The following is a 23,924-nucleotide window of genomic DNA, read 5'->3' as shown; positions in this document are numbered from 1 at the left end:
CCGGACGGGGGCGCAACGCTTATTGCGGACGCATGTGCGGGAAGAGGATGACGTCGCGGATCGACGGCGAGTTGGTCAGCAGCATCACCAGGCGGTCGATGCCGATGCCTTCGCCAGCGGTGGGCGGCATGCCGTATTCCAGGGCGTTGATGAAGTCGGCGTCGTAGTGCATGGCCTCGTCGTCACCGGCGTCCTTTTCCTGGACCTGCAGCATGAAGCGCTCGGCCTGGTCTTCGGCGTCGTTGAGCTCGGAGTAGGCATTGGCGATCTCGCGGCCGCCGATGAACAGCTCGAAGCGATCGGTGACGCTGGGGTTGTCGTCGTTGCGACGCGCCAGCGGCGAGACCTCGAAAGGGTACTCGGTGATGAAGTGCGGCTGCTCCAGCTTGCTCTCCACCAGCTCCTCGAAAATCATCACCTGCAGCTTGCCCAGGCCTTCGTGACCCAGCACCTTGGCGCCGGCCCGCTTGGCGATGGCGCGGGCCTTCTCGACGTCCTGCAGGTCTGCCGCGGTGATGTCCGGGTTGTACTTGAGGATGGAGTCGTACACCGACAGGCGCACGAAGGGCTCGCCGAAGTGGAAGACCTTGTCGCCATAGGGCACGTCGGTGCTGCCGAGCACGGCCATGGCCAGTTCGCGGAACAGTTCCTCGGTGAGGTCCATGTTGTCGCGGTAGTCGGCGTAGGCCTGGTAGAACTCGAGCATGGTGAACTCGGGGTTGTGCCGGGTCGAGACGCCTTCGTTGCGGAAGTTGCGGTTGATCTCGAAGACCTTCTCGAAGCCACCGACCACCAGGCGCTTGAGGTACAGCTCCGGTGCGATGCGCAGGAACATGGCCAGGTCCAGTGCGTTGTGGTGGGTCTCGAAGGGCTTGGCCGCCGCACCGCCGGGAATGGTCTGCAGCATGGGGGTTTCCACTTCCAGGAAACCCCGCTCCATGAGGAAGCGGCGGATGTGGGCGATGACCTGGGAGCGTACGCGGAAGGTCTGGCGCACCTCTTCGTTGACGATCAGGTCGACATAGCGCTGGCGATAGCGCAGCTCGGTATCGGTCAGGCCGTGGTGCTTGTCGGGCAGCGGGCGCAGCGACTTGGTCAGCAGGCGCACGTCGCTCATGTTGACGTAGAGATCGCCCTTGCCGGAGCGGGCCAGGGTACCTTCGGTGGCGATGATGTCGCCCAGGTCCCAGGTCTTGACCGCTTCCAGGGTTTCCGCCGGCAGGGTCTTGCGGTCGACGTAGACCTGGATGCGTCCGCTGGTGTCCTGCAGCACCATGAAGGCGCCGCGGTTGAGCATGATGCGGCCGGCTACCTTGACCTTGATGCCTGCGGCTTCCAGCTCTTCCTTGGTCTTGTCGGCGTACTGCTTCTGCAGGTCACCGGCCAGGCTGTCGCGGCGGAAGTCGTTGGGGAAGGGAATGGCCTGCTGGTCGCGCAGCGCGGAAAGCTTTTCCTTGCGCTGGGCGATCAGCTTGTTGTCTTCCTGTTCCTGGGCTTGGGGATCTAGGGGTTGTTCGCTCATGTCTGCTGTTTACCTGGGGAGTGCTTGTTGTAGGAGCGGCCCATGGCCGCGATCCAGGCATGGGGCTTAGGAATCGCGGCCATGGCGGTGCGCCGATGCGACCGCTCCTACAGAGAGAGGTGGATTAAACGCCCTGCTTGAGGCTGGCTTCGAGGTATTCGTCCAGATCGCCGTCGAGCACCTTGTCGCAGTCGCTGCGTTCCACGCCGGTGCGCAGATCCTTGATCCGCGAGGCGTCGAGGACGTAGGAGCGGATCTGGTGGCCCCAGCCGATATCGGACTTGGAGTCCTCCAGGGCCTGGGACGCGGCGTTGCGCTTCTGCATCTCCAGCTCGTACAACTTGGCCCGCAGCATCTTCATGGCGGTGTCCTTGTTGGCGTGCTGGGAGCGTTCGTTCTGGCAGGCCACCACGGTGTTGGTGGGTACGTGGGTGATCCGCACCGCGGAGTCGGTGGTGTTCACGTGCTGACCGCCGGCGCCCGAGGAGCGGTAGGTGTCGACGCGCAGATCCGAGGGGTTGATCTCGATGTCGATGTTGTCATCGATCTCGGGCGAGACGAACACCGCGGTAAAGGAGGTGTGGCGACGGTTGCCCGAGTCGAAGGGACTCTTGCGCACCAGGCGGTGCACACCGATCTCGGTGCGCAGCCAGCCGAAGGCGTATTCGCCCTTGATGTGCACGGTGGCGCCCTTGATGCCGGCGACCTCGCCTTCCGACAGCTCGACGATCTCGGCGCTGAAGCCGTGCTGGTCGGCCCAGCGCAGGTACATGCGCAAGAGCATGTTGGCCCAGTCCTGGGCCTCGGTGCCGCCGGAGCCGGCCTGGATGTCCAGGTAGCAGTTGTTGGGGTCCATCTCGCCGCTGAACATGCGGCGGAATTCCAGCTTCTCGAGGATGCCGCGCAGGCGCTCCACCTCGGCCGCCACGTCATCGACCGCGCCCTGGTCTTCCTCTTCGGCGGCCATTTCCAGCAGGTCGCTGGCATCGGCCAGGCCGCCGTTCAGCTCGTCCAGGGTACCGACCACCTGGGCCAGCAGGGCGCGCTCGCGGCCAAGATTCTGGGCGTACTCGGGCTTGTTCCAGACAGCGGGGTCTTCGAGCTCGCGCTCGACTTCGACGAGACGATCCTTCTTCAGATCGTAGTCAAAGATACCCCCGAATGGTCTCGGTGCGGCTGGAAAGGTCCTTGATGCTGGTGACGATCGGGTTGATTTCCATGGGGGAAACACTCGCGAGAAAAGCTGTGGAAAAGCTCGCGAGTATAACCCAATCGGCGGCGAAACTCAGCGGGCGGCGGGGTGCGCCGCCCGCACTGGCCTCAATCGGCGTCGAGATCGCGGTGGCGGGTTTCCGGCAGGCACAGCAGGCCTACCACCAGGCTGATGCCGGTCACCAGCACCGGGTACCAGAGGCCGTAGAAGATGTCGCCGGTATAGACCACCAGGGCAAAGGACACCGTTGGCAGGAAGCCGCCGAACCAGCCGTTGCCGATGTGGTACGGCAGCGACATGGAGGTGTAGCGGATGCGCGTGGGGAACAGCTCCACCATCAGCGCCGCCAGGGGGCCGTAGCAGAGGGTGGCGATGAGGATCAGGGCGAAGATCACCGCCACCACCATCGGCTTGTTGACCTGGGACGCATCGGCCTTGGCCGGATACCCGGCGGCCTGCACCGCGGCGCGCAGGGCCGGCTCGTCGAAGCCGACGATGACCTTGTCGCCGACGTTGACCTGCACCGCGTCCCCCGGCGCCGCGGCCACGCTGCGGTAGGGCAGCCCGCTCTTGGCCAGCAGCGTCTTGACCCGGTCGCAGGGGCTGTCGAAGCGCGCCTTGCCCACCGGATCGAACTGGAAGGTACAGGTGGCCGGATCGGCGGTTACCACGATGGGCGCCTGCTGGCTGGCCTGGTAGATCTGCGGATTGGCGTAGTGGGTCAGGGCCTTGAACAGCGGAAAGTAGAGCACCGTGGCCAGCAGCAGGCCCAGCATCAGGATCGGCTTGCGGCCGACCCTGTCCGACAACCAGCCGGCGATGACGAAGAAGGGTGCGCCGAGGATCACGCTGATGATCAGCAGGTTGTTGGCCAGCACCGGATCGAGCTTGAGGGTCTGGGTTAGAAAGAACATCACATAGAATTGCGACAGGTAGAAGGTCACCGCCTGGCCGCCGTTGATGCTGAACAGGGCGATCAGCACCACCTTGAGATTGCTCCAGTGGGTGAAGGAATCGCGGATCGGTGCCTTGCTCTGCTTGCCTTCGGCCTTCATGCGCAGGAAGGCCGGCGACTCGTGCATGGACATGCGGATCCACGTGGAGATGGCCAGCAGGAAGATCGACAGCAGGAACGGCAGGCGCCAGCCCCAGACCTCGAACTGGTCGCCGGTCAGGTAGCGGCAGACCAGGATCACCACCAGCGACAGCAACAGCCCCAGGGTCGCGGTGGATTGCAGCCAGCTGGTATGGGCGCCGCGCTTGCCGGGCGGCGCGTGCTCGGCGATGTAGGTGGCGGCACCGCCGTATTCCCCGCCCAGGGCCAGGCCCTGCAGCAGGCGCAGCACCACCAGGATGATGGGCGCCGCCACGCCGATGCTGGCGTAGGTGGGCAGCAGGCCGACGCCGAAGGTGGCGATGCCCATGAGGATGATGGTGGCGAGAAAGGTGTACTTGCGGCCGACCAGATCGCCCAGGCGTCCGAACAGCAGGGCGCCGAAGGGCCGCACCACGAAGCCGGCGGCAAAGGCCAGCAGGGCGAAGATGAAGGCGGTGGTGTCGTTGACGCCGGCGAAGAACTGCTTGCTGATCACCGCCGCCAGGGCGCCATAGAGAAAGAAGTCATACCACTCGAAGACGGTCCCCAGGGACGAGGCGAAGATCACCTTGCGCTCTTCGCGGCGACTGCTGGCCGCGCTGGGTTGTACCCGGGGTTGGGCATAGTCGGACATCGCACGTTCTCCTGACCCGGGATCACCGGGCTGATTGTTGTTATGGGCGACAGCTACTACGGTGGAAACGGCGGGAGGCCCCGCCGTCGGTGAAGCCGGATGGACGAAGCTAGGCGGCCGAGACCGCGGTGGATCGGGCGATCGCGGCGGGCAACTCGTGGCTGCCCTGCTCGCGGGCCTCGGCCAGCATGAAGGTGGCCGCCTGCTCGGCGATCATCAGCGTCGGCGAGCAGCTGTTGCCCGAGACCAGGGTCGGCATGATGGAGGCGTCGGCCACCCGCAGCCCCGGAATGCCATGCACCCGCAGACGCGCATCGACCACGGCGTCGGCGTCCTGACCCATGCGGCAGGTGCCGGACGGATGGAAGATGGTGGTGCCTATGGCGCCAGCGGCCTGCTGCAACTCCGCTTCGCTCTGGTAGGCCGGTCCTGGCAGGTACTCTTCGGGCCGATAGGCGGCCAGGGCCGGGGCGGCGACGATGCGCCGGGTCAGGCGAATGGCATCGGCGGCTACCTTGAGGTCCTCCGGCGCGCTGAGATAACGCGGCTGGATCAGCGGCGCGGCCAGCGGGTCGGCGCTGCGGATGCTCACCTGGCCGCGACTGGCCGGTCGCAGATTGCACACCGAGGCGGTAAAGGCGGGAAAGCCATGCAGGGGCTCACCGAAGCGCTCCAGCGACAGCGGCTGCACGTGGTATTGCAGATTGGCCGAGGGCTGCGCCGGATCGGAGCGGGCGAAGGCGCCCAGCTGACTCGGCGCCATGGCCAAGGGCCCACTGCGCTTCCAGAGGTATTCCAGGCCCATGCCCAGCTTGCCCCAGAGACTGCCGGCCAGGGCATTGAGGGTCGGCACCCCGTGAACTCGATAGATCAGCCGTAGTTGCAGGTGATCCTGCAGATTGCCGCCCACCCCTTCCAGCCGGTGCCGGACGCCGATGCCCAGGCCTTCGAGCAGACCGCGCGGACCGATGCCGGAGCGCTGCAACAGGGTCGGCGAGCCGATGGCCCCGGCGCAGAGCACGATCTCCCGCCGCGCCACCAGGCGCTGGGGCTCGGCCTGGCCCGGCAGCCACGCCAGCACCGCCCGTGCCCTGCCCTCCTCCAGCAGCACCCGTTCGACCTGGACGCCGGTCAGCACTTGCAGATTGGCGCGCTGGCGGACGGGCTTGAGAAAGGCCTTGGCGGCATTCCAGCGCACGCCATTGCGCTGATTGACCTGGAAGTAGCCGCAGCCTTCGTTGTCACCGGTGTTGAAGTCTTCCACCGGCGCGATGCCGGTTTCGTTCGCGGCGCTGCGAAAGGCGTCGAGCAGCGTCCAGTGCAGGCGCTGCCGCTCGACCCGCCATTCGCCCCCGGCGCCATGAAAGGCCGAGGCACCATCGCAATGATCCTCCATGCGCTTGAACAGCGGCAGCACGTCCTGCCAGCCCCAGCCGGGATTGCCGGCGGCGGCCCAGCCGTCATAGTCGCGGGCCTGGCCGCGCATGTAGATCATGCCGTTGATGGAGGAGCAGCCGCCCAGCACCCGCCCGCGCGGATAGTTGAGCGCGCGGCCACCCAGGCCCGCTTCCACCTCGGTCTTGAAGCACCAGTCGGTACGCGGATTGCCGATGCAGAACAGATAGCCGACGGGGATATGGATCCAGGGATGGTTGTCGCGCCCGCCGGCTTCCAGCAGCAGCACACGATGGGCCGGATCGGCGGACAGTCGATTGGCCAGCAGGCAGCCGGCAGGACCGGCGCCGACGATGATGAAGTCATATTCCGCACCAGCAGGACCGGGCATGACGTTCCCTCGCTTTTTTGTTGTTGTGGTCCCTATCCTAGTGTCGTCATCCGCGAACAACAGTCGCAGAAAACGGGCAACGGCTGTGCATTTCTGAACAGTGCCCAGCATGCGACCGGACAGACAGGCCTAGACGAGGAGACGGGATGTTCGACTGGAACGATCTGCGGGTTTTTCTGGAGGTCCAGCGCCATGGCCGCCTACTGACCGCCGCCCGCAGCCTGGGCGTCAGTCACGCCACCGTCGCCCGCCACCTGGAGGCCCTGGAACGCGCCTTGGGCAGCCAGTTGCTGGTGCAACAGGCCAGCGGCTACCAGCTCACTCCGGCCGGTCAGGCCCTGCTGGCGCACGCCCAGGCGATGGAAGAAGCCGCGCTGCTGGCCCAGGAGGCGGTGACCCAGCGACTCAATCCGCTGGGGCAGGTGCGGGTCGGAGTGACCGAGGGCCTGGGCACCGGCTTTCTCGCCCAGCGCCTGGGCGCGCTGCTGCGCGACTACCTGGGCCTGGAAGTGGAGCTGGTGTCGGTGCCACGCTTCGTCAGCGTCACCAACCGCGAGGCGGACATCGCCATCACCCTGGAGAGACCCACCGCCGAAGGCCTGATCGGCCGGCGGCTGACGCCCTATCGCCTGAGGTTCTATGCCAGTCGCGCTTACCTGGATCGGGCACCCGCGCTGGACGCCGAAGCCGACCTCGGCGAGCAGACCTTCATCGGTTATGTCGACGACCTGCTGTACACCCGTGAACTGCAATTCATCCAGGGACTCTGCCCCGAGCCGCGCATCGTCTTTCGCAGCACCAGCGTCATCGCCCAGCGCGAAGCCGCCTGCGCCGGCATCGGCATCGCGGTGCTGCCCTGCTACCTGGTGGGTCAGGACACCCCCTTGGAAGGCGTGCTCCCGGAGCGGTCCTTCACCCGCGAGTACTGGATCTCGACCCACCGGGAGTTGCACCGCTCCGCGCGCCTGCGCGTGGTCTGGGATTTCCTGCTGCACCTCTGCGCGGCGGAGCGGAGCGTCCTGCTGGGCGAGGAACGCCCGCTCGCCTAGCCGTCAGACCGCCGCGGCCTCGCGCTCCAGCTCGGCGCGCAAGCCGGGCTCCAGGCGCAGCTGGCGCGCCAGCTCGTCCAGGTAGGCCTTTTCCATGTACTGCTGATCGTCGATCAGCATCAGGCTGGCCAGGTACATCTCGGCGGCCATCTCGGGCGTTTCCGCGGCGGCGGCGACCTTGGCCGGATCCAGTGGCTGTTCCAGTTCGCGCTGCAGCCAGCCGCGCAGCTCGGGATCGTCGTCCAGCTTGGCCATCTCGGCCTCGATGGCCTGGCGCTCCTGGTCATCGACATGACCATCGGCCTTGGCTGCCGCGATCAAGGCGATCAGCACCGCCCGGCCATGGGCCTCGGCTTCGTGCTCCGGTACCCGATCCACGGTGCGTGGCTCGACGGCCGAAGCCCCCTGGGCCTGGTTGACTTGCCAGGACTGATAGGCCTTGTAGGCCACCATGCCCAGCGCGGCCAGGCCGCCATAGCCGACCGCCTTGCCCCCCATCGCGCGACCGCGCTTGCTGCCCAGCAGGGCGGTCAGGGCACCGGCCGCCAGGCCACTGTTGCCCAATCCGGAGAGCAGACCGCCCAGGGGATCCTTACCGGAAGAAGCCGTACCGGGTCGCGGCGTCGCGTGGCCGGTCTTCTTGGCCAGGGCCTGCTGGCCCGCCTTGAGCAATTGATCGAGCAAACCGCGGGTGTTCATGGACGACCTCCACAGAGTCAGGATTCAGCCCTTTAAGACCGCTGACCACGCCGTCTGGCTCCCGGCACCTGCTTACCGGATGTTGCCAGGGCCGCCGTTCCAAGCGACCAGCCGACACAAAATATTGCTGACCGCCGGCCGCCCACGGCGCTACTCTTGCGCCTTCCCCCTGCAGTTGCCGGAGACACCCCATGCGCTCGCGTCTGGCTGTGCTGTTCGCGCTTTCGCTCGCCCTCGCCGCCGGCCAGGTCCAGGCCGCCGCCGAGGACGCGCGCCTCATCGCCAATCGCTATCTCGATGCCTGGAACGATCACGACGCCGAGGCCGCCAGCGCCCTGCTCGATCCCAAGGTGCAGTATTTCGACAGTGGCGCCGCCACCACCGAGACCAGCCGCACCCAGGCCCGCGACAGGATCGTCAAGGTCACCCTCAAGGCGGTACCGGATCTGCAGGTGAAGATGGTGCACAAGCCGGTCATCGGCCCGCGCAGCATCGCCTTCGAATGGGAACTGACCGGTAACAGCATCACCGCCACCGGCAAGCAACCGGTCAAGATCCGCGGTGCCAGCATCATGAAGATCCGTGACGGCCGTATCTGGTACCTGGGCGACTACTACGACAGCGATGCCCTGGAGGCGATGCTGCGCCCGGCCAAACCCTGATCCGGGGAGCCATCCGTGCGGATGGCTCCGCCCCGAGCCCTATTCCACCCCGAACGGCTTGCGCAGCGGCGTATCCCGGTGCGCGGCGCGCACGTACTGCGGCGGCCAGGAGACCTTCTCACGCAGGGCCTCCGCGGCATTCAGCGGCCAGTAGGGATCCCGCAGCAGTTCGCGGGCCAGCAGTACCAGGTCGGCCTGGCCGGTGCGCAGCACGTGCTCGGCCTGGGCGGCATCGGTGATCATGCCCACCGCGCCACTGGGAATCCCGGCTTCCTTGCGGACCCGTTCGGCGAACTGGGTCTGGTAGCCGGGCCCGGTAGGGATGTCGGCCTGGGCCGCGGTGCCGCCGGAAGAGACGTCGATCAGGTCGACGCCCAGGGTCTTCAGCCGGCGCGCCAGCTCCACCGTCTCATCGACGTCCCAGCCGTCCTCCACCCAGTCGGTGGCCGAGACCCGCACGAACAGCGGCAACTCTTCAGGCCAGACCGCTCGCACGTCGGCGGTCACTTCCAGCAGCAGGCGGATGCGATTCTCGAAATTGCCGCCGTAGTCGTCCTCGCGGCGATTGGAGAGCGGCGAGAGGAACTGGTGCAGCAGATAGCCGTGGGCGGCATGGATCTCGGCCACCTTGAAGCCGGCCGCCAGGGCGCGCTCGGCGGTGTCCACGAAGGCCCGACGAATGCGGGCGATATCGTCGCGATCCACCGCCGTGGGCCGGGTGTGCTGGGGATCGAAGGCAATGGCCGAGGGCGCCACCGGCACCCAGCCGCCTTCGGCGATGGGCACGCTGCCGTGCTCGCCGAGCCAGGGTTGCCAGGTGCTGGCCTTGCGGCCGGCATGGGCCAGCTGGATGCCGGCGACACTGCCCTGTCCCTCGATGAACTGGGTGATGCGCCGCAAGGGCTCGATCTGCTCGTCCTTCCACAGGCCCAGGTCCTGGGGCGTGATGCGCCCATCGGGGGTGACGGCGGTGGCCTCGAAGATCACCAGACCCGCTCCTCCGGTGGCGCGACTGCCGAGGTGGACCAGGTGCCAGTCGTTGGCGAAGCCGTCTTCGCTGGAGTACTGGCACATCGGGGAGACCACCACGCGATTGGGCAGGGTCAGCTGACGCAGGGTCAGGGGCTGGAACAGGAGACTCATGGCGGACCTCGTCTAGTCGGGATGCACGGCATTGGAGTGCGTCCGGCCAGAATAGATCGCCGATCCGACAGGACTCGTCTGAAAAGTGCCTGCGCTCGGTGATGCTGCGTTAAAAATCAGCTGGATCGCCAGTCCGGCCTGGGCGGCCCCATCGGAATGCTCATTTACCTTTCGTAAACTCGTTCGCGAGCCCGGTCCGCTTCCCTCGCTGATTTGATTCGCTGGCGCTCACCCTACGGGCCAGCCGTAGGCTGTTACTCCCGTTGGTCGTTGTGCCTTGCCTGACCTTCGCTCGGCGACTTTTCAGGCGAGCCCTAACGCGGTGCCAGGTGCACCACCAGCAACTGCACGCTCTCGTTGCCGCGGAATTCGTTCACGTCCAGCCGATAGGCCAGTTCGGCCCAGCGGATGTTGGGGTCGGGCCAGGTGTCGCGGTCGATGTTGAAGGCGATGCCGTCCAGCTCCGGGCCGCCCTGCTCGCTGCGCAGGGTCAGCTTGAGGTGCCGCTCCTTGAGCAGGCGCTGGGAGAGGATCTCGAAGGTGCCGTGGAACAGCGGCTCGGGAAACTGCTGGCCCCAGGGACCGGCCTGGCGCAGGGCCTGGGCCAGGCCGAGCTGGAATTCGGTAGGGGCCAGGCAGCCATCGGTCTGCAGGCGACCGCTGAGATCCTCGGCCTGCAGGTGACGCCGCACCTCGGCATCGAAGGCGGCGGCGAAGGTCTCGTAGTGCGCCTGGGGTAGACTGAGGCCGGCGGCCATGGCGTGGCCGCCGAACTTGGTGATGAGTCCCGGATGACGGGTGGCCACGGCGTCCAGAGCATCGCGGATGTGCAGCCCGGGTACCGAGCGCGCCGAGCCCTTGAGCATGCCGCTGCCACTGCCGTCGTCGGCGAAGGCCAGCGCCGGGCGGTGATACCTTTCCTTGAGGCGCGAGGCGAGGATGCCGATCACGCCCTGGTGCCACTCCGGGTCGAACAGGCAGAGACCGAAGGGCAGATTGTCTTCCGGCAACTCCTTGAGCTGCTTGAGCGCCTCGCGCTGCATGCCCTGCTCGATGCTCTTGCGATCCTTGTTGAAGTCGTCCAGCTGCTGGGCGTATTCCTGCGCCAGCTGCGGGTCTTCGCAGAGCAGCAACTCGATGCCGATGGACATGTCGTCCAGGCGCCCCGCCGCATTGAGCCGCGGGCCGAGAATGAAGCCGAGGTCGCTGGAGGCCACCTTGCCCGGCTGGCGCCCGGCCACTTCCAACAGCGCCTTGAGCCCCGGTCGTGCCCGACCGGCGCGGATCCGCATAAGCCCCTGGTGCACCAGGATGCGGTTGTTGGCGTCCAGCGGCACCACGTCGGCGACGCTGCCGAGGGCCACCAGATCCAGCAACTCGGCCAGATTGGGCTCGGCCAGGCCCTGACGGGCGAACCAGCCGTTCTCGCGCAGGCGACTGCGCAGGGCCAGCATTACATAGAAGATCACCCCGACCCCGGCGATGCACTTGCTGGGAAAGGCGCAGGCCGGCTGATTCGGATTGACGATGGCATCGGCGGCGGGCAATTCGGCGCCCGGCAGGTGATGGTCGGTGATGACCACCTGCAGCCCGGCCGCCTTGGCCGCAGCCACGCCGTCCAGGCTGGAGATACCGTTGTCGACGGTGAGCAGCACCTCGGGCTCGCGCTGCAGGGCCACGGCGACGATCTCGGGCGTCAGGCCGTAGCCGTATTCGAAGCGATTGGGCACCAGGTAGTCGACCCAGGCCGCGCCCAGGCGACGCAGCGCCAGCACGCCCACGGCGCTGGCGGTGGCGCCATCGGCATCGAAATCGCCGACGATGAGGATGCGCCGGCGCTCTTCCAGGGCGCGTGCCAGCAGCTCCACCGCTGCCTCGATGCCCTTGAGCTGGTGATAGGGCACCAGCCGCGCCAGGCCCTTGTCGAGTTCTTCCGGCAAGGTCACGCCGCGCGCGGCATAGAGCCGGGTGAGCAGCGGCGGCAGGTCGCCCAGGTCGGGCAACACCGCCGGCAGCGGACGGGGCTCCAGGCGCATCAACGTTCGCCCAGCAGCCATTCCAGCTGCAATTCGTGTTGACCGCGGTCGTCGGTGACGAACAGGGTGCCTTCGCTGATCATCACCTGCCAGGAAATGCTGCGCGGCAGATCGCGGGACAGCTCGGCCAGGGGCTCGGCGGGGACCGCGGCGATATGCAGATTCTTCAGCGTCCTGACCGCGTCCACCACCTTGGTCTGCCAGACGCGCAGGTTGCCATAGGCCAGCAGGCTGGTGCGCTCGGTGCGACGGCTGCACCAGGTCAGGCGGTCGGCATCGGGTTGGCCGACCTCGATCCAGTGCAGCACCCGGCCATCGAGACTCTTTTCCCACAGCGCCGGCTCGTCGACGTCGGACAGGCCGCGGCCGAAGGCCAGCTGCTCGTTGTACCAGAGCACATAGGCCAGCAACCGCACCGCCATTCGCTCCTCGGTCTCGGAGGGATGCCGCGCCACGGTCAGGCGCAGATTCTCGTAGACCCCGCGATCCAGATCGGTGAGGTTGAGTTCGACTTTGTAGGGCGTGGCTTGCAGAGCCATGGGCGGGTCACCGGCAGGGAAAGCCGGGCATTGTACCGGAAAAGGCAGGGAGGCTTGGGACCGCGGATCCGTAGGTTGGGCTGAGCGCAGCGAAGCCCAACAGGGACGGATGGAGTCCGCCTTGTTGGGCTTCGACGAGGGCGCCGTCTCAACCCAACCTACAGGTCAACGTAGGCTGGGTTGAGCGCAGCGAAGCCAACAGGGGTGTACTATCGCCTTATAGCGGCTGACCACGCTTGCCGTGGCGGCTGACGAAGGCCTGGACAGCGGCGAGGTCGTTGGGCAGCACGGTACAGCGCTCTTCGCGCTGCAGCAGGTCGGCCAGGTGGGTCGGCAGGCTGAGGGTCGCGCCGATGCCGGCTTTTTCCACCGCCTCGGGGAATTTCACCGGGTGCGCGGTACCCAGCACCACCATGGGCGTGGCCAGGCTGCGCCGGCACTCACGGGCGGCGCGCACGCCGATGGCGGTGTGCGGATCCAGCACCTCGCCGGTGGTGGCATGGACCTCGGCGATGGTGGCGCAGGTCTCCTCGTCGCTCACGGCGAGGGAGTCGAACAGCTTGCGCGCTTCGGTCCAGCGATCGTCCGCCACCGTCAGGGTGCCGCTGCTGCGGAAGTTCGCCATCAGCTCGGCCAGGGCCAGGCCGTCGCGACCGTGCAGGTCGAACAGCAGACGCTCGAAGTTGGAAGAAACCATGATGTCCATGGAGGGCGACAGCGTGGCCTCCAGCTGCTGCTTGTCGTAGCGGTTGCCGGACATGAAGCGGTGCAGGATGTCGTTGCGGTTGGTGGCCACCACCAGCTGGCTCACCGGCAGGCCCATGTTGCGTGCCAGGTAACCGGCGAAGATGTCGCCGAAGTTACCGGTGGGCACCGAGAAGGCGATGGAGCGCGCCGGGGCGCCCAGCTGCAGGGCCGCATGGAAGTAGTAGACGATCTGGGCCATGATCCGCGCCCAGTTGATCGAGTTGACCGCCACCAGCGGGGTGCCCTTGAGGAAACCCTGGTCGGCGAAGCTGGCCTTGACCATCTCCTGGCAGTCGTCGAAGTTGCCTTCGATGGCGATGTTGTGGATGTTGTCACCCAGCAGCGTGGTCATCTGCCGGCGCTGTACCTCCGACACCCGCTGGTGCGGATGCAGGATGAAGATGTCCACGTTCTCGCAGCGCTTGCAGCCTTCGATGGCCGCCGAGCCGGTGTCGCCAGAGGTGGCGCCCATGATCACCACGCGCTCGCCGCGCTTGGCCAGCACATGGTCGAGCAGCCGTCCCAGCAGCTGCAGGGCGAAGTCCTTGAAGGCCAGGGTCGGGCCGTGGAACAGCTCCAGCACCCACTCGTTGGCGTCCAGCTGGCGCAGCGGCGCGATGGCACCATGGGCGAAACCGGCGTAGGTCTCTTCCAGGATGGCCTTGAATTCGGCATCGGCGATGGAGCCGGCGACGAAGGGCTTCATCACCCGGAAAGCCAGCTCGTGGTAGGGCAGACCGGCCCAGGAGGCGATCTCCTCCAGGGAAAAGCGCGGCAGGTTCTCCGGTACGTAGAGACCGCCATCGCTGGCGAGACCCGCCAGCAGCACTTCTTCGAAATTCAGCGCGGGCGCCTGGCCGCGGGTACTGATGTAACGCATGACTCGACCTCGGGAAATACGGCGGCGCCGGGCGCCGCCAGGCTGCTCAGTTCAGGTGCTCGACGCGGATGCGGACGACATCGCCGACGACATCGTCCAGGGCTTCCAGCGCGGTGATGGCCTCGACCATGTGGCGCTCGGTCACGCGATGGGTCAGCAGGATCATGGGCACCAGGCCGTCATGTTCCTCGGCTTCCTTCTGCATGATGGACTCGATGTTGATGCCGCGCGCCGAGAGGATGCTCGCCACCTGGGCCAGCACGCCCGGGTGATCCTTGGCCTGGATGCGCAGATAGTAGGCGCTCTCGCAGGCCTCGATCGACAGCACCGGATGGTCGGACAGCGCATCGGGCTGGAAAGCCAGGTGCGGCACGCGGTTCTCCGGATCCGAGGTCATGGCGCGAACCACGTCCACCAGGTCGGCCACCACCGCCGAGGCGGTCGGCTCCTGCCCGGCACCGGCGCCGTAGAACAGCGTCGAACCCACGGCGTCGCCGTTGACCATCACCGCGTTCATCACGCCGTTGACGTTGGCGATCAGGCGATCGGCCGGGATCAGCGTCGGATGCACCCGCAGCTCGATGCCCTGGTCGGTGCTGCGCGCCACGCCCAGGTGCTTGATGCGATAGCCCAGCGCCTCGGCGTAGCCGACATCGGCGGTGGTCAGGCGGGTGATGCCCTCGGTGTAGGCCTTGTCGAATTGCAGCGGGATGCCGAAGGCGATGGACGCCAGGATGGTCAGCTTGTGGGCGGCATCGATGCCTTCGACGTCAAAGGTCGGATCGGCCTCGGCATAGCCCAGCGCCTGGGCTTCGGCCAGGACATCGGGGAAGGTGCGACCCTTCTCGCGCATCTCGGAAAGGATGAAGTTGCCGGTGCCGTTGATGATGCCGGCCACCCAGTTGATGCGGTTGGCCGCCAAGCCCTCGCGCAGCGCCTTGATCACTGGGATGCCACCGGCCACCGAGGCCTCGAAGGCGACGATCACGCCCTGCTCACGCGCCTTGGCGAAGATCTCGTTGCCGTGCACGGCGATCAGCGCCTTGTTGGCGGTGACCACGTGCTTGCCGTTGGCGATGGCGCGTAGTACCAGCTCGCGAGCCAGGGTGTAGCCGCCGATCAGCTCCACCACCACGTCGATCTCGGGATTGTCGGCCACGGCCAGGACATCGGCGGTGATCGGCGTACTACCGGTGTCGCACTGGGGATTGGGCCGGCGCTGGGCGATCTGCGCCACCTCGATACCCCGCCCGGCGCGCCGGGCGATTTCCTCGGCGTTACGCTTGAGTACGTTGAAGGTCCCGCTGCCCACGGTACCCAGACCACAGATGCCTACTTTGACCGGCTTCACACCCTTATCCCCATGTCGTATGGCGCCGCTCCGCGGCTCCGTTGAAATCTCTGTCGCGGCGCAAGCCCCTGTACGAAAGTGCCTGCGCTTGATGCGTCGTATAAAACCTAGCGGGCGCCGATTGCGGCTTCCGCCAGCTGGTCGGCCGGCTGGTAGCCCGGGATCATCTGGCCATCGGCGAGAATGATCGCCGGCGTGCCCTGGATACCCATGTTCTGTCCCAGCGCGAATTGCTGGGCGACCGGATTCTGGCAGCTCTCGGACTTGACCTCGCGGCCGGTGAACATCTGGTTCAGCGCCGCGGGCTTGTCCTTGGCGCACCACACCGCCTCCAGCTGCTTGGAGCCCGGCGAGCCCATGCCCTGGCGCGGGAAGGCCAGGTAGCGCACCTCGATGCCGCGCTTGTTCAGCTCGGGCACCTCGGCGTGCAGCTTCTGGCAATAGGGGCAGGTGGTGTCGGTGAAGACGGTGATGTGCGCCTTGGTCTCGCCCTGGGCGGGATAGACGATCATCTGGTTGCGATCGAGACCATTGATCTGCCGCGCCACGGCGACGTTCTCGGCCTTCTCGGTCAGGTTGGAGGCCTTGCCGTCCTTGACCTGATACAGATAGCCCTGCATGACGAACTGGCCATCGCCGCTGGCATAGAGCACACGGCCGCCCTTGAGCTGGACCTGGTAGAGGCCTTCCAGCGGACTCTTGGCGATGGACTCGATGGCGAGATTGGGTTGCAGCGCGGTCAGGCTCTGGCGAATGGCCTGCTCAGGTTCGGCCTGAGCCAGTTGCACGCCGAGCCCCAGGCAAGCGGCGAGCAACAGTCGGGAAATACGCATGTTTGACTCCTGTTGAGACGCCGGCAAGCCTATCACAGACCTGCCGGCTGCGGCGGTGCCGCCCTAGCCGCGCGGATGGTGCTGGGCGTGCAGTTGCTGCAGCCGCACGCGGGCGACGTGGGTGTAGATCTGAGTGGTGGACAGACTGGTATGGCCGAGCAGCATCTGCACCGTGCGCAGGTCGGCGCCGTGGTTGAGCAGATGGGTGGCGAAGGCGTGCCTGAGGGTATGCGGCGACAGCGAGGTGCGGATGCCGGCCACCTGGGCATGCAGCTTGATGCGATGCCAGAAGGTCTGCCGGGTCATGGGCGTGCCCCGTTGGCTGGGAAAGAGGATGTCGCCGGGCTGGCCGCCCAGCAGCAGCGGACGTGCCGTCCTGAGATAGTTCTCCAGCCAGGCGATGGCTTCCTCGCCCAGGGGAATCAGCCGCTCCTTGCTGCCCTTGCCGAAGACCCGCAGCGAGCCCTCGCGCAGGTTGATCTCGTCGAGGGTCAGGCTGATCAGCTCGGTCACCCGCAGGCCGGTGGCATAGAGCACCTCGAGCATGGTGCGGTCGCGCAGGCCCAGGGTGTCCTCGGTATCCGGCGCGGCCAGCAGGGCTTCCACGTCCGCCTCGGACAGGCTCTTGGGCAGTGGCGCACCCAGCTGCGGCATGCTCACCAGCAGCGTCGGGTCCTCGGCGATCCGCCCTTCGCGCACGCTGTACTTGTAGAAGCTGCGCAGACCGGACAGAAAGCGCGCGGTGGAACGCGCCTGGTAACCCTCGCTCAGGCGCCAGCCGAGGTGATCGAGCACGGCGTCGCGACCGACCGTCTCCAGGGTCAGCCCCCTGCCCTCCAGCCACCGAGCGAAGGCCAGCAGATCGGTGCGATAGGCGCTGCGGGTATGGGGCGACAGCCCCTTTTCCAGCCACAGGGCGTCGAGGAATTCCTCGATCAGCCGCTCGGCGCTCACGCGGCGAACCCGGGCAGCACCGGCGTCGGTTTGCCCTCGCCGTCCACCGCGACAAAGCTGAAGGCACCGTTGATGGCGCGCTCGCGCCCTTCCGCCAGCATGCCTTCGACGAACACCTCCACCTGCACCTTGATGCTGGTGTTGCCGACCTTCACCACCCGACCGATCAGCTCGACGATGGAGCCGGCGGGAATGGGATGGTTGAAGTCGATCCGGTCGGTGGAGACGGTCACCAGCGGCTTGCGACAGAAGCGCGTCGCGGTGATGAAGGACACTTCGTCCATCCAGGCCAGGGCGGTGCCGCCGAACAGGGTGTCATGATGATTGGTGGTGGGCGGAAAAACCGCCTTGGCCACCCGGGTTTCCGACAGCGCCGTGCGCCGCTGGATTTCCGCTTCGCGGGTCGTCATGTCTGCGATACCTCAAACCTCAGAAACGAAAAAAGCAGCCGAAGCTGCTTTTTTCTGGTCACGCCGCGATCAGGAAAGCTTTTCCTTGATGCGGGCAGCCTTGCCGGACAGTTCGCGCAGGTAGTACAGCTTGGCCTTGCGCACGTCACCGCGACGCTTGACGCTCAGGCTGTCGACCAGCGGGCTGTAGGTCTGGAAGGTACGCTCGACGCCAACGCCGTTGGAGATCTTGCGGACGGTGAAGGCGCTGTTCAGGCCGCGGTTACGCTTGCCGATCACCACGCCTTCGAAGGCCTGCAGACGCTGACGGTCGCCTTCCTTCACCTTAACCTGGACAATCACGGTGTCGCCGGGGGCGAACGCCGGGATTTCCTTGTTCATCTGCTCAGCTTCGATCTGGGCAATGATTTTGTTGGTCATGTCACTCTGCTCCTAAGACAGGCCGCGGCCCGCCATCGATACCTAACTATCGTTCCGCTGACGGAGGTATTCCGCCAACAGGTTCTGCTCTTCTCCAGAAAGCGAGCGGCCATCCAGAAGATCGGCGCGTCGCTCCGCAGTGCGTCCCAGGGACTGCTGCAGGCGCCAGCGCCGGATATGCTCGTGGTTACCACTGAGCAACACGTCGGGTACGCGACGGCCCTCGTACACCTCGGGTCGGGTGTAGTGCGGGCAATCGAGCAGGCCGTCGGTAAACGAGTCCTGCTCGGCGGAATCCACATGCCCCAAGGCTCCGGGCAGCAGTCGCGTGACCCCATCGATCAGCACCATGGCCGGCAATTCACCGCCGGACAGCACATAGTCGCCAATCGACCATTCTTCATCCACATGCGTCTCGATGAAACGCTCGTCGATACCTTCGTAACGCCCGGCGATGAGGATCAGATGTTCCTCCTGCGCCAGTTCCCGTACCGCCGCCTGGTCGAGCTTGCGACCCTGGGGGGACAGGTAGATCACCTTCGCCGCCGAATCCCCCCTGGCATCGGCCAGGGCGCGCTCCAGCGGCTGGATCTTCATGACCATGCCGGGACCGCCGCCAAAGGGCCGGTCGTCCACGGTCTGGTGGCGATCCTCGGTATAGCTGCGCGGGTTGTAGCAGGTCAGCTCCAGGAGCCCCTGCTTCATCGCGCGACCGCTCACGCCATAGGCGCTCACGGCTTCGAACATCTCGGGAAAGAGGCTGATGACATCGATACGCATGGATCAGAAATCCGCGTCCCAGTCGACCTGCATCTCACCCTTGGCCAGATCCACCGCCAACACGTACTGGTCGGGCAGATAAGGCAACAGACGCTCACGATCGTCGAGGCTGCCTGCACAGGGCATGACCACCATGACGTCGTTGGCCCCGGTCTCCAGCAGATGATCCACCACACCCAGCCACTGGCCTTCGCGATTGATCACCTTGAGACCTTCCAACTGATGCCAGTAGTAGTCACCGGCGCCCAGCTGGGGCAATTCGCTGCGCGGCACGCAGATCTCGAAACCGGCCATCAGGCGGGCTTCTTCACGATCGTCCAGGCCCTGCAGCCGTACCGTCAGGACCTTGCCGTGCAACCGACCGCCGAGCACCTTGACCTGCCGGGTCTCGCCTTCGCGCCTTAGCGTCCAGGTCCGATAGTCCAGCAGATTGTCGAGCGGATCGGTAAAGGAGTAGATCTTGAGCTCACCGCGTACGCCGAAGACCGAAACTATCTTGCCCAGGACCACCAGGTCGGGGGCGGAGGTCGGCGTACTCATGGTCTTCAGGCGGTAGCCTGAGCGCTCTTGAGCAGCTGAGCGACGCGCTCGGACGGCTGGGCGCCCTGCGACAGCCAGTAGCTGGCACGCTCTTGGTCCACCGACAGACGGATTTCGGCGCCGCTGGCCACCGGGTTGAAGAAACCGATGCGCTCGACGAAACGACCATCGCGCGCATTGCGGCTGTTGGTCACGGTCAGGTGGTAGAAGGGGCGCTTCTTGGAGCCGCCACGGGCTAGACGGATGGTTACCATTGAACTTCGTTCCTGTAGTCGGTGCTTGTAGCTGTGGGCACACTGGGCCACATGGCCCGAAAGGCCGCATATTCTAAGGGCTGTCACCTGGTTTGCCAATGGCTTTAAGCGGTGCCCTGGGTATCGCGGCAGCCTGGAGACTCCGACAGCGGAGTCCCGTCGCTCTGCGAGGGGCGTCAGCACTGGTGCCGACGCCCCTCGCAGAGCCCTTGCCGGTACCGACCATCTGGCGACGGGCGGCACCGGAAAATCACATCTTGGGCATGCCGCCACCGGGGAACATGCTGCCCATGCCACGCATCATCTTGGCCATGCCGCCCTTGGCGGTGACCTTCTTCATCATCTTCTGCATCTGCTTGTGCTGCTTGATGAGGCGGCCGACGTCCTGCACCTGGGTACCGGAACCCAGGGCGATACGCTTCTTGCGCGAGCCACTGATCAGCTCCGGATCACGGCGCTCGGCCGGGGTCATGGAGTCGATGATGGCTTCCATCTGCTTGAAATGCTTTTCCGCGGCGCCTTGGGCATTGCCCATCTGCTGGATGTTCATGCCGCCCATCATGGTCGGCAGCTTGTCCATCAGCGAACCCAGGCCACCCATGCTCTTCATCTGGCGCAGCTGGTCGCGGAAGTCTTCGAGATCGAAGCCCTTGCCCTTCTTGAGCTTCTTGGCCAGCTTGTCGGCCTTCTCGCGATCCAGGGTCTGCTCGGCCTGCTCGATCAGCGAGAGGACGTCGCCCATGCCGAGGATGCGCGAGGCGACGCGATCCGGGTGGAAGGGATCGAGGGCTTCGCTCTTCTCGCCCATGCCGATGAACTTGATCGGCTTGCCGGTGATGTGGCGGACCGACAGGGCGGCGCCGCCCCGGGCATCGCCGTCGACCTTGGTCAGGATCACGCCGGTGAGCGGCAGGGCGTCATTGAAGGCCTTGGCGGTGTTGGCGGCATCCTGACCGGTCATGGCGTCGACCACGAACAGGGTCTCGGCCGGCTTGGTGGCAGCGTGGACCTGCTGGATCTCCGCCATCATCTCGCTATCGATGTGCAGGCGACCGGCGGTGTCGACGATGACCACGTCGATGAACTTGAGCTTGGCTTCGCGGATGGCGGCCTGGGCGATCTCCACCGGCTTTTGGCTGATGTCGGAGGGGAAGAAGGTGACCCCCACCTCCCCGGCCAGGGTTTCCAGCTGCTTGATGGCGGCCGGGCGGTAGACGTCGGCGGAGACCACCATGACGGTCTTCTTCTTGCGCTCCTTGAGGAAGCGCGCCAGCTTGCCCGCGGTGGTGGTCTTGCCCGCACCCTGCAGGCCGGCCATGAGGATGACCGCCGGCGGCGCCACGTTGAGCGCCAGGTCCTCGTTGGCCGCGCCCATGATGGCTTCGAGCTCGGCGCGCACGATCTTCACGAAGGCCTGGCCCGGGGTCAGGCTCTTGGACACCTCGGTGCCGACCGCCCGCTCCTTGACCCGGTTGACGAACTCCTTGACCACCGGCAGGGCGACGTCCGCCTCGAGCAGCGCCATGCGCACCTCGCGCAGGGTGTCCTTGATGTTGTCTTCGGTGAGCTTGGCCTTGCCGGTGATGTGGCGCAGGCTTTGGGACAGGCGGTCTGTGAGATTCTCGAACATGCGGACATCCAGGGCAGAAACGGCGGCTGACCGACAAGTATAACGAAAGAGCGCCTGACCAGGGATAGCCGCTAGGGCTGGTAGCTCGTGAAACCTTCAGCAGGGCCTGGATCGGCGCGCCACTGAAAGCAGGGAAAGAGGCACCGACGCCAGGGCCGATGCCCGCGGGGACGGGATCAGAAGATCAGGGAGAAGATGCCGATGACCACCACCAGGCCGATCAGAAAGATGATGCCCATGGTACCGCCGAGAAATTTAAGCATGGTCGCGACCTCTTCAAGATATGTACCTCTTGGGACCACCCGCCGGCAGCCAGGGTTCGCCCGGTCTGGTCAACCGGCACCAGGGCGCGGCTCAGACTTTCTGTACCGCCCTGTCTGTGCCACACTCGCCTGCTTTCCGCTCTGCTGAAACCGGACCATGCACGCCCTGCTGCCCACTCTCCTGGCCGCCGCCCTCTATCTGCTCGCGACCCTCTACCAGGGCAGTTGCCTGCTGCGCAAACAGCCGTCGAGCAAGCCCCTGGTCCTGGGCGCCGGCATCCTGGCCCTGCTGCCCCACGCCCTGGCCGTCTATCTGCAGCTGATCCTCGAGCCGACCCTGAGTCTGGACTTCTTCGACGCCTCCAGCCTGATCTCGGCGACCGCCATCGCCCTGATGCTGATCGGCTGCCTGCGCATGCCGCTGCAACCGCTGCTGGTGCTGGTCTATCCCCTCGGCGCCGTCACCGCGCTGCTGGCCGAATTCGTGCCGCCGGGCACCGTGACCCCGCTGGACGTCTCGCCCAAGATCGTCGTGCACGTACTGCTGTCGATCATCGCCTATGGTCTCTTCACCCTGGCGGTGCTGCAGTCCTGCCTGGTGCTGTTGCAGAACCATCAACTCAAGAACAAGCACCCCTCGGGACTGATCCGCAGCTTTCCGCCGCTACAGACCATGGAAAGCCTGCTGTTCGGCTTTCTCTGGGCTGGCTGGGTAGTGCTGTCACTGGCGCTGATCTCCGGCTGGTTCTTTGTCGAGGACATGTTCGCCCAGCACCTGATCCACAAGACGGTGCTCTCCTGCATCGCCTGGGTGGTGTTCGGCATCCTGCTATGGGGCCGCCATCGCCTGGGCTGGCGCGGCCATACGGCGATCCGCTGGACGCTGCTGGGCTTCATCCTGCTGATGCTGGCCTACTTCGGGAGCAAGCTGGTGCGGGAATTCATCCTGCATCGTTGACAGTCGTCGTTCCACTGCCTGCATAATCAGGCGACCGAACCACGTTCGGCGCGACCCGGCCAACAGCCATGTCGCGCCCGGCACGTCATAACAGGTCGTCCCGCCCGTCCCCATCCTCGGACAGCCGCTGCCCCATCGGGCCGCTCCGGCAGACGCCTCCTACAAGAACGACTGCCCGGTACCCCTGCATGTCCACGACCGCTGCCGCCTTCGACGCGCCCACCTCCGTGCCGCGCAACTCCCCCACCCGCGTGGCCACCGCCAGCTTCATCGGCACCGCCATCGAGTTCTACGACTTCTACGTCTATGCCACGGCCGCGGCCCTGGTGATTGGCCCGGTGTTCTTTCCCCAGGGCGCGGGCATGGCCCAGACCCTCAGCGCCTTCATCACCTTCGGCATCGCCTTCCTGGCGCGCCCCCTGGGTTCGCTGCTGTTCGGCCATTTCGGCGATCGCATCGGCCGCAAGTCCACCCTGGTGGCCTCGCTGCTGCTGATGGGCATCTCCACCACCCTGATCGGTCTCCTGCCCGGCTATGCCAGCATCGGCGTCTGGGCACCGATCCTGCTGTGTCTACTGAGATTCGGCCAGGGCCTGGGCCTGGGCGGCGAATGGGGCGGCGCGGCGCTGCTGGCCACCGAGAATGCCCCACCCGGCAAGCGCGCCTGGTTCGGCATGTTCCCCCAGCTCGGCCCCTCCATCGGCTTTCTCATGGCCAACGGCCTGTTCCTGGCCCTGGCGCTACTGCTGGACGACGAGCAATTCCGCGCTTGGGGCTGGCGCATCCCCTTCCTGCTCAGCGCCCTGCTGGTGGTGGTCGGCCTCTATGTGCGGTTGTCGCTGCACGAGACGCCGGTGTTCGCCGAGGCCATGGCCCGCCGCGAGAAGCTGCGTCTGCCCATGGTCGAGACCTTCGGCAAGCATGGCAAGGCGGTGCTGCTGGGCGCTCTGAGCATGGTGGTGTGCTACGCCCTCTTCTACATCTCCACGGTGTTCTCGCTGAGCTACGGGGTGAAGAACCTCGGCTACAGCCGCCAGGAATTCCTCGGCCTGCTCTGCGTGGCGGTGCTGTTCATGGCTCTGGCCACGCCGCTGTCGGCCTGGCTGGCGGATCGCTTCGGCCGCAAGCCGGTACTGGCGGTGAGCGCCATCGCCGCCCTGCTGTCGGGCTTCGCCATGGAGCCGCTGCTGACCCACGGCTCCAGCCAGGCGGTCGGCCTGTTCCTGGCCCTGGAGCTGTTTCTCATGGGCATGACCTTCGGCCCCATGGGCGCCCTGCTACCGGAAATCTTCCCCACCCAGGTGCGCTACACCGGCGCCTCGGCCGCCTATAACCTGGGTGGCATCCTCGGCGCATCCCTGGCGCCCTATGCCGCGCAGCAACTGGTGGAAGCCGGCGGCCTGAGCTGGGTGGGCGGCTATGTCTCGGCGGCGGCGGCCATCAGCCTGGTGGCGGTGCTCTGCATGCGCGAAACGCGTGACCAGTCGCTGTAGATTTTTCTACCCAATAAAAAAGGGCCCCGCGG

23 protein-coding genes are annotated in these 23,924 nt (G+C 66.1%); 4 read left to right on the top strand and 19 right to left on the bottom strand.

The genetic code is table 11. The annotated features are described in order from the left end of the window. Positions 1 to 19 precede the first annotated feature (19 nt). From lysS to RCF34_RS17975, 4 genes are all read right to left on the bottom strand, one after another. Complete coding sequence (gene lysS / locus RCF34_RS17990) at positions 20 to 1,522, bottom strand: lysine--tRNA ligase (protein WP_308709387.1); 1,503 nt, start codon at positions 1,520 to 1,522, stop codon at positions 20 to 22. A 124-nt stretch (positions 1,523 to 1,646) separates the two neighbouring features. Continuing rightward, positions 1,647 to 2,742, bottom strand: a protein-coding gene (gene prfB / locus RCF34_RS17985) for a peptide chain release factor 2 (protein ID WP_308709386.1) whose coding sequence is annotated in 2 segments (ribosomal slippage) — positions 1,647 to 2,669 and positions 2,671 to 2,742 — 1,095 coding nt in all. Because the reading frame shifts where the segments join, the coding sequence is not laid out codon by codon here. A gap of 100 nt (positions 2,743 to 2,842) precedes the next feature. Then, entirely contained in the window at positions 2,843 to 4,465 is a 1,623-nt protein-coding gene (locus RCF34_RS17980) for an MFS transporter (RefSeq protein WP_308709385.1), read from the bottom strand. A 109-nt stretch (positions 4,466 to 4,574) separates the two neighbouring features. Beyond that, positions 4,575 to 6,251 (bottom strand): GMC family oxidoreductase, encoded by a 1,677-nt coding sequence (locus RCF34_RS17975; protein WP_308709384.1) that lies wholly within the window; start codon positions 6,249 to 6,251, stop codon positions 4,575 to 4,577. Between the two features lie 146 nt (positions 6,252 to 6,397). On the opposite strand from RCF34_RS17975, the gene RCF34_RS17970 reads away from it, so the two are divergent. Then, complete coding sequence (locus RCF34_RS17970; protein WP_308709383.1) at positions 6,398 to 7,300, top strand: LysR family transcriptional regulator; 903 nt, start codon at positions 6,398 to 6,400, stop codon at positions 7,298 to 7,300. A gap of 3 nt (positions 7,301 to 7,303) precedes the next feature. Here the strand turns inward: RCF34_RS17970 and RCF34_RS17965 are convergent, their stop codons facing one another. Then, positions 7,304 to 7,999: a tellurite resistance TerB family protein gene (locus RCF34_RS17965; RefSeq protein WP_308709382.1), complete on the bottom strand. Its 696-nt coding sequence runs from the start codon at positions 7,997 to 7,999 to the stop codon at positions 7,304 to 7,306. Between the two features lie 191 nt (positions 8,000 to 8,190). Here RCF34_RS17965 and RCF34_RS17960 point away from each other — a divergent pair, with 191 nt between their 5' ends. Beyond that, the gene (locus tag RCF34_RS17960) at positions 8,191 to 8,661 is read left to right on the top strand and encodes a nuclear transport factor 2 family protein (RefSeq protein WP_308709381.1); all 471 of its coding nucleotides are present in this window, start codon (positions 8,191 to 8,193) and stop codon (positions 8,659 to 8,661) included. 39 nt (positions 8,662 to 8,700) lie between these two features. Here RCF34_RS17960 and RCF34_RS17955 read toward each other — a convergent pair whose 3' ends face one another. From RCF34_RS17955 to RCF34_RS17890, 14 genes are all read right to left on the bottom strand, one after another. Then, on the bottom strand, positions 8,701 to 9,804 hold the full coding sequence (locus RCF34_RS17955) for an NADH:flavin oxidoreductase/NADH oxidase (RefSeq protein WP_308709380.1): 1,104 nt from the start codon (positions 9,802 to 9,804) through the stop codon (positions 8,701 to 8,703). 314 nt (positions 9,805 to 10,118) lie between these two features. Further along, on the bottom strand, positions 10,119 to 11,840 hold the full coding sequence (recJ, locus tag RCF34_RS17950) for a single-stranded-DNA-specific exonuclease RecJ (protein WP_308709379.1): 1,722 nt from the start codon (positions 11,838 to 11,840) through the stop codon (positions 10,119 to 10,121). Next, positions 11,840 to 12,379 (bottom strand): YaeQ family protein, encoded by a 540-nt coding sequence (locus RCF34_RS17945; RefSeq protein WP_308709378.1) that lies wholly within the window; start codon positions 12,377 to 12,379, stop codon positions 11,840 to 11,842. Before RCF34_RS17945 ends, recJ begins: the two co-directional genes overlap by 1 nt. Positions 12,380 to 12,596: 217 nt before the next feature. Further along, on the bottom strand, positions 12,597 to 14,006 hold the full coding sequence (thrC, locus tag RCF34_RS17940) for a threonine synthase (RefSeq protein ID WP_308709377.1): 1,410 nt from the start codon (positions 14,004 to 14,006) through the stop codon (positions 12,597 to 12,599). Positions 14,007 to 14,052: 46 nt separating this feature from the next. Then, positions 14,053 to 15,357 (bottom strand): homoserine dehydrogenase, encoded by a 1,305-nt coding sequence (locus RCF34_RS17935; RefSeq protein WP_027600220.1) that lies wholly within the window; start codon positions 15,355 to 15,357, stop codon positions 14,053 to 14,055. A 107-nt stretch (positions 15,358 to 15,464) separates the two neighbouring features. Continuing rightward, positions 15,465 to 16,190 (bottom strand): thioredoxin fold domain-containing protein, encoded by a 726-nt coding sequence (locus RCF34_RS17930; RefSeq protein ID WP_308709376.1) that lies wholly within the window; start codon positions 16,188 to 16,190, stop codon positions 15,465 to 15,467. Between the two features lie 63 nt (positions 16,191 to 16,253). Continuing rightward, the gene (gene xerD / locus RCF34_RS17925) at positions 16,254 to 17,144 is read right to left on the bottom strand and encodes a site-specific tyrosine recombinase XerD (protein ID WP_308709375.1); all 891 of its coding nucleotides are present in this window, start codon (positions 17,142 to 17,144) and stop codon (positions 16,254 to 16,256) included. Beyond that, on the bottom strand, positions 17,141 to 17,554 hold the full coding sequence (locus RCF34_RS17920; RefSeq protein ID WP_308709374.1) for an acyl-CoA thioesterase: 414 nt from the start codon (positions 17,552 to 17,554) through the stop codon (positions 17,141 to 17,143). Before RCF34_RS17920 ends, xerD begins: the two co-directional genes overlap by 4 nt. 69 nt (positions 17,555 to 17,623) lie before the next feature. Further along, positions 17,624 to 17,974 carry a 50S ribosomal protein L19 gene (gene rplS / locus RCF34_RS17915; RefSeq protein ID WP_007160957.1) on the bottom strand — a complete coding sequence of 117 codons (351 nt, stop codon included), beginning with the start codon at positions 17,972 to 17,974 and terminating at the stop codon, positions 17,624 to 17,626. A 42-nt stretch (positions 17,975 to 18,016) separates the two neighbouring features. Further along, positions 18,017 to 18,754 (bottom strand): tRNA (guanosine(37)-N1)-methyltransferase TrmD, encoded by a 738-nt coding sequence (gene trmD, locus RCF34_RS17910; protein ID WP_308709373.1) that lies wholly within the window; start codon positions 18,752 to 18,754, stop codon positions 18,017 to 18,019. 3 nt (positions 18,755 to 18,757) lie between these two features. Next, on the bottom strand, positions 18,758 to 19,294 hold the full coding sequence (gene rimM, locus RCF34_RS17905; RefSeq protein WP_064307868.1) for a ribosome maturation factor RimM: 537 nt from the start codon (positions 19,292 to 19,294) through the stop codon (positions 18,758 to 18,760). Positions 19,295 to 19,299: 5 nt separating this feature from the next. Continuing rightward, on the bottom strand, positions 19,300 to 19,548 hold the full coding sequence (rpsP, locus tag RCF34_RS17900) for a 30S ribosomal protein S16 (RefSeq protein ID WP_017640797.1): 249 nt from the start codon (positions 19,546 to 19,548) through the stop codon (positions 19,300 to 19,302). 250 nt (positions 19,549 to 19,798) lie between these two features. Beyond that, positions 19,799 to 21,178, bottom strand: coding sequence for a signal recognition particle protein (ffh, locus tag RCF34_RS17895; RefSeq protein WP_308709372.1), 1,380 nt, complete (start codon positions 21,176 to 21,178; stop codon positions 19,799 to 19,801). A 176-nt stretch (positions 21,179 to 21,354) separates the two neighbouring features. Then, positions 21,355 to 21,480 carry a hypothetical protein gene (locus RCF34_RS17890; RefSeq protein WP_308709371.1) on the bottom strand — a complete coding sequence of 42 codons (126 nt, stop codon included), beginning with the start codon at positions 21,478 to 21,480 and terminating at the stop codon, positions 21,355 to 21,357. A 118-nt stretch (positions 21,481 to 21,598) separates the two neighbouring features. Here RCF34_RS17890 and RCF34_RS17885 point away from each other — a divergent pair, with 118 nt between their 5' ends. Together RCF34_RS17885 and RCF34_RS17880 are read left to right on the top strand one after the other, a co-directional pair. Continuing rightward, the gene (locus RCF34_RS17885; protein ID WP_058792003.1) at positions 21,599 to 22,399 is read left to right on the top strand and encodes an inner membrane protein YpjD; all 801 of its coding nucleotides are present in this window, start codon (positions 21,599 to 21,601) and stop codon (positions 22,397 to 22,399) included. A 188-nt stretch (positions 22,400 to 22,587) separates the two neighbouring features. Then, a complete protein-coding gene (locus RCF34_RS17880) occupies positions 22,588 to 23,892 on the top strand; it encodes an MFS transporter (protein ID WP_308709370.1) in 1,305 nt (434 codons plus the stop codon). The last annotated feature ends 32 nt before the right edge of the window (positions 23,893 to 23,924 follow it).

This window comes from Pseudomonas sp. 102515, from assembly GCF_031085165.1.
Taxonomy (GTDB): domain Bacteria; phylum Pseudomonadota; class Gammaproteobacteria; order Pseudomonadales; family Pseudomonadaceae; genus Chryseomonas.
This window is presented reverse-complemented; position numbering and strand designations above follow the sequence as displayed.

Coding starts and splice junctions, on each gene's coding strand:
- RCF34_RS17885 (WP_058792003.1), top strand. CDS start 21,599: ATGCACGCCCTGCTGCCCACTCTCCTGGCCGCCGCCCTCTATCTGCTC.
- recJ (WP_308709379.1), bottom strand. CDS start 11,840: ATGCGCCTGGAGCCCCGTCCGCTGCCGGCGGTGTTGCCCGACCTGGGC.
- RCF34_RS17920 (WP_308709374.1), bottom strand. CDS start 17,554: ATGACGACCCGCGAAGCGGAAATCCAGCGGCGCACGGCGCTGTCGGAA.
- RCF34_RS17930 (WP_308709376.1), bottom strand. CDS start 16,190: ATGCGTATTTCCCGACTGTTGCTCGCCGCTTGCCTGGGGCTCGGCGTG.
- RCF34_RS17975 (WP_308709384.1), bottom strand. CDS start 6,251: ATGCCCGGTCCTGCTGGTGCGGAATATGACTTCATCATCGTCGGCGCC.
- rpsP (WP_017640797.1), bottom strand. CDS start 19,548: ATGGTAACCATCCGTCTAGCCCGTGGCGGCTCCAAGAAGCGCCCCTTC.
- RCF34_RS17955 (WP_308709380.1), bottom strand. CDS start 9,804: ATGAGTCTCCTGTTCCAGCCCCTGACCCTGCGTCAGCTGACCCTGCCC.
- RCF34_RS17965 (WP_308709382.1), bottom strand. CDS start 7,999: ATGAACACCCGCGGTTTGCTCGATCAATTGCTCAAGGCGGGCCAGCAG.
- RCF34_RS17980 (WP_308709385.1), bottom strand. CDS start 4,465: ATGTCCGACTATGCCCAACCCCGGGTACAACCCAGCGCGGCCAGCAGT.
- RCF34_RS17960 (WP_308709381.1), top strand. CDS start 8,191: ATGCGCTCGCGTCTGGCTGTGCTGTTCGCGCTTTCGCTCGCCCTCGCC.
- RCF34_RS17970 (WP_308709383.1), top strand. CDS start 6,398: ATGTTCGACTGGAACGATCTGCGGGTTTTTCTGGAGGTCCAGCGCCAT.
- RCF34_RS17880 (WP_308709370.1), top strand. CDS start 22,588: ATGTCCACGACCGCTGCCGCCTTCGACGCGCCCACCTCCGTGCCGCGC.
- lysS (WP_308709387.1), bottom strand. CDS start 1,522: ATGAGCGAACAACCCCTAGATCCCCAAGCCCAGGAACAGGAAGACAAC.
- ffh (WP_308709372.1), bottom strand. CDS start 21,178: ATGTTCGAGAATCTCACAGACCGCCTGTCCCAAAGCCTGCGCCACATC.
- rimM (WP_064307868.1), bottom strand. CDS start 19,294: ATGAGTACGCCGACCTCCGCCCCCGACCTGGTGGTCCTGGGCAAGATA.
- trmD (WP_308709373.1), bottom strand. CDS start 18,754: ATGCGTATCGATGTCATCAGCCTCTTTCCCGAGATGTTCGAAGCCGTG.
- rplS (WP_007160957.1), bottom strand. CDS start 17,974: ATGACCAACAAAATCATTGCCCAGATCGAAGCTGAGCAGATGAACAAG.
- RCF34_RS17945 (WP_308709378.1), bottom strand. CDS start 12,379: ATGGCTCTGCAAGCCACGCCCTACAAAGTCGAACTCAACCTCACCGAT.
- thrC (WP_308709377.1), bottom strand. CDS start 14,006: ATGCGTTACATCAGTACCCGCGGCCAGGCGCCCGCGCTGAATTTCGAA.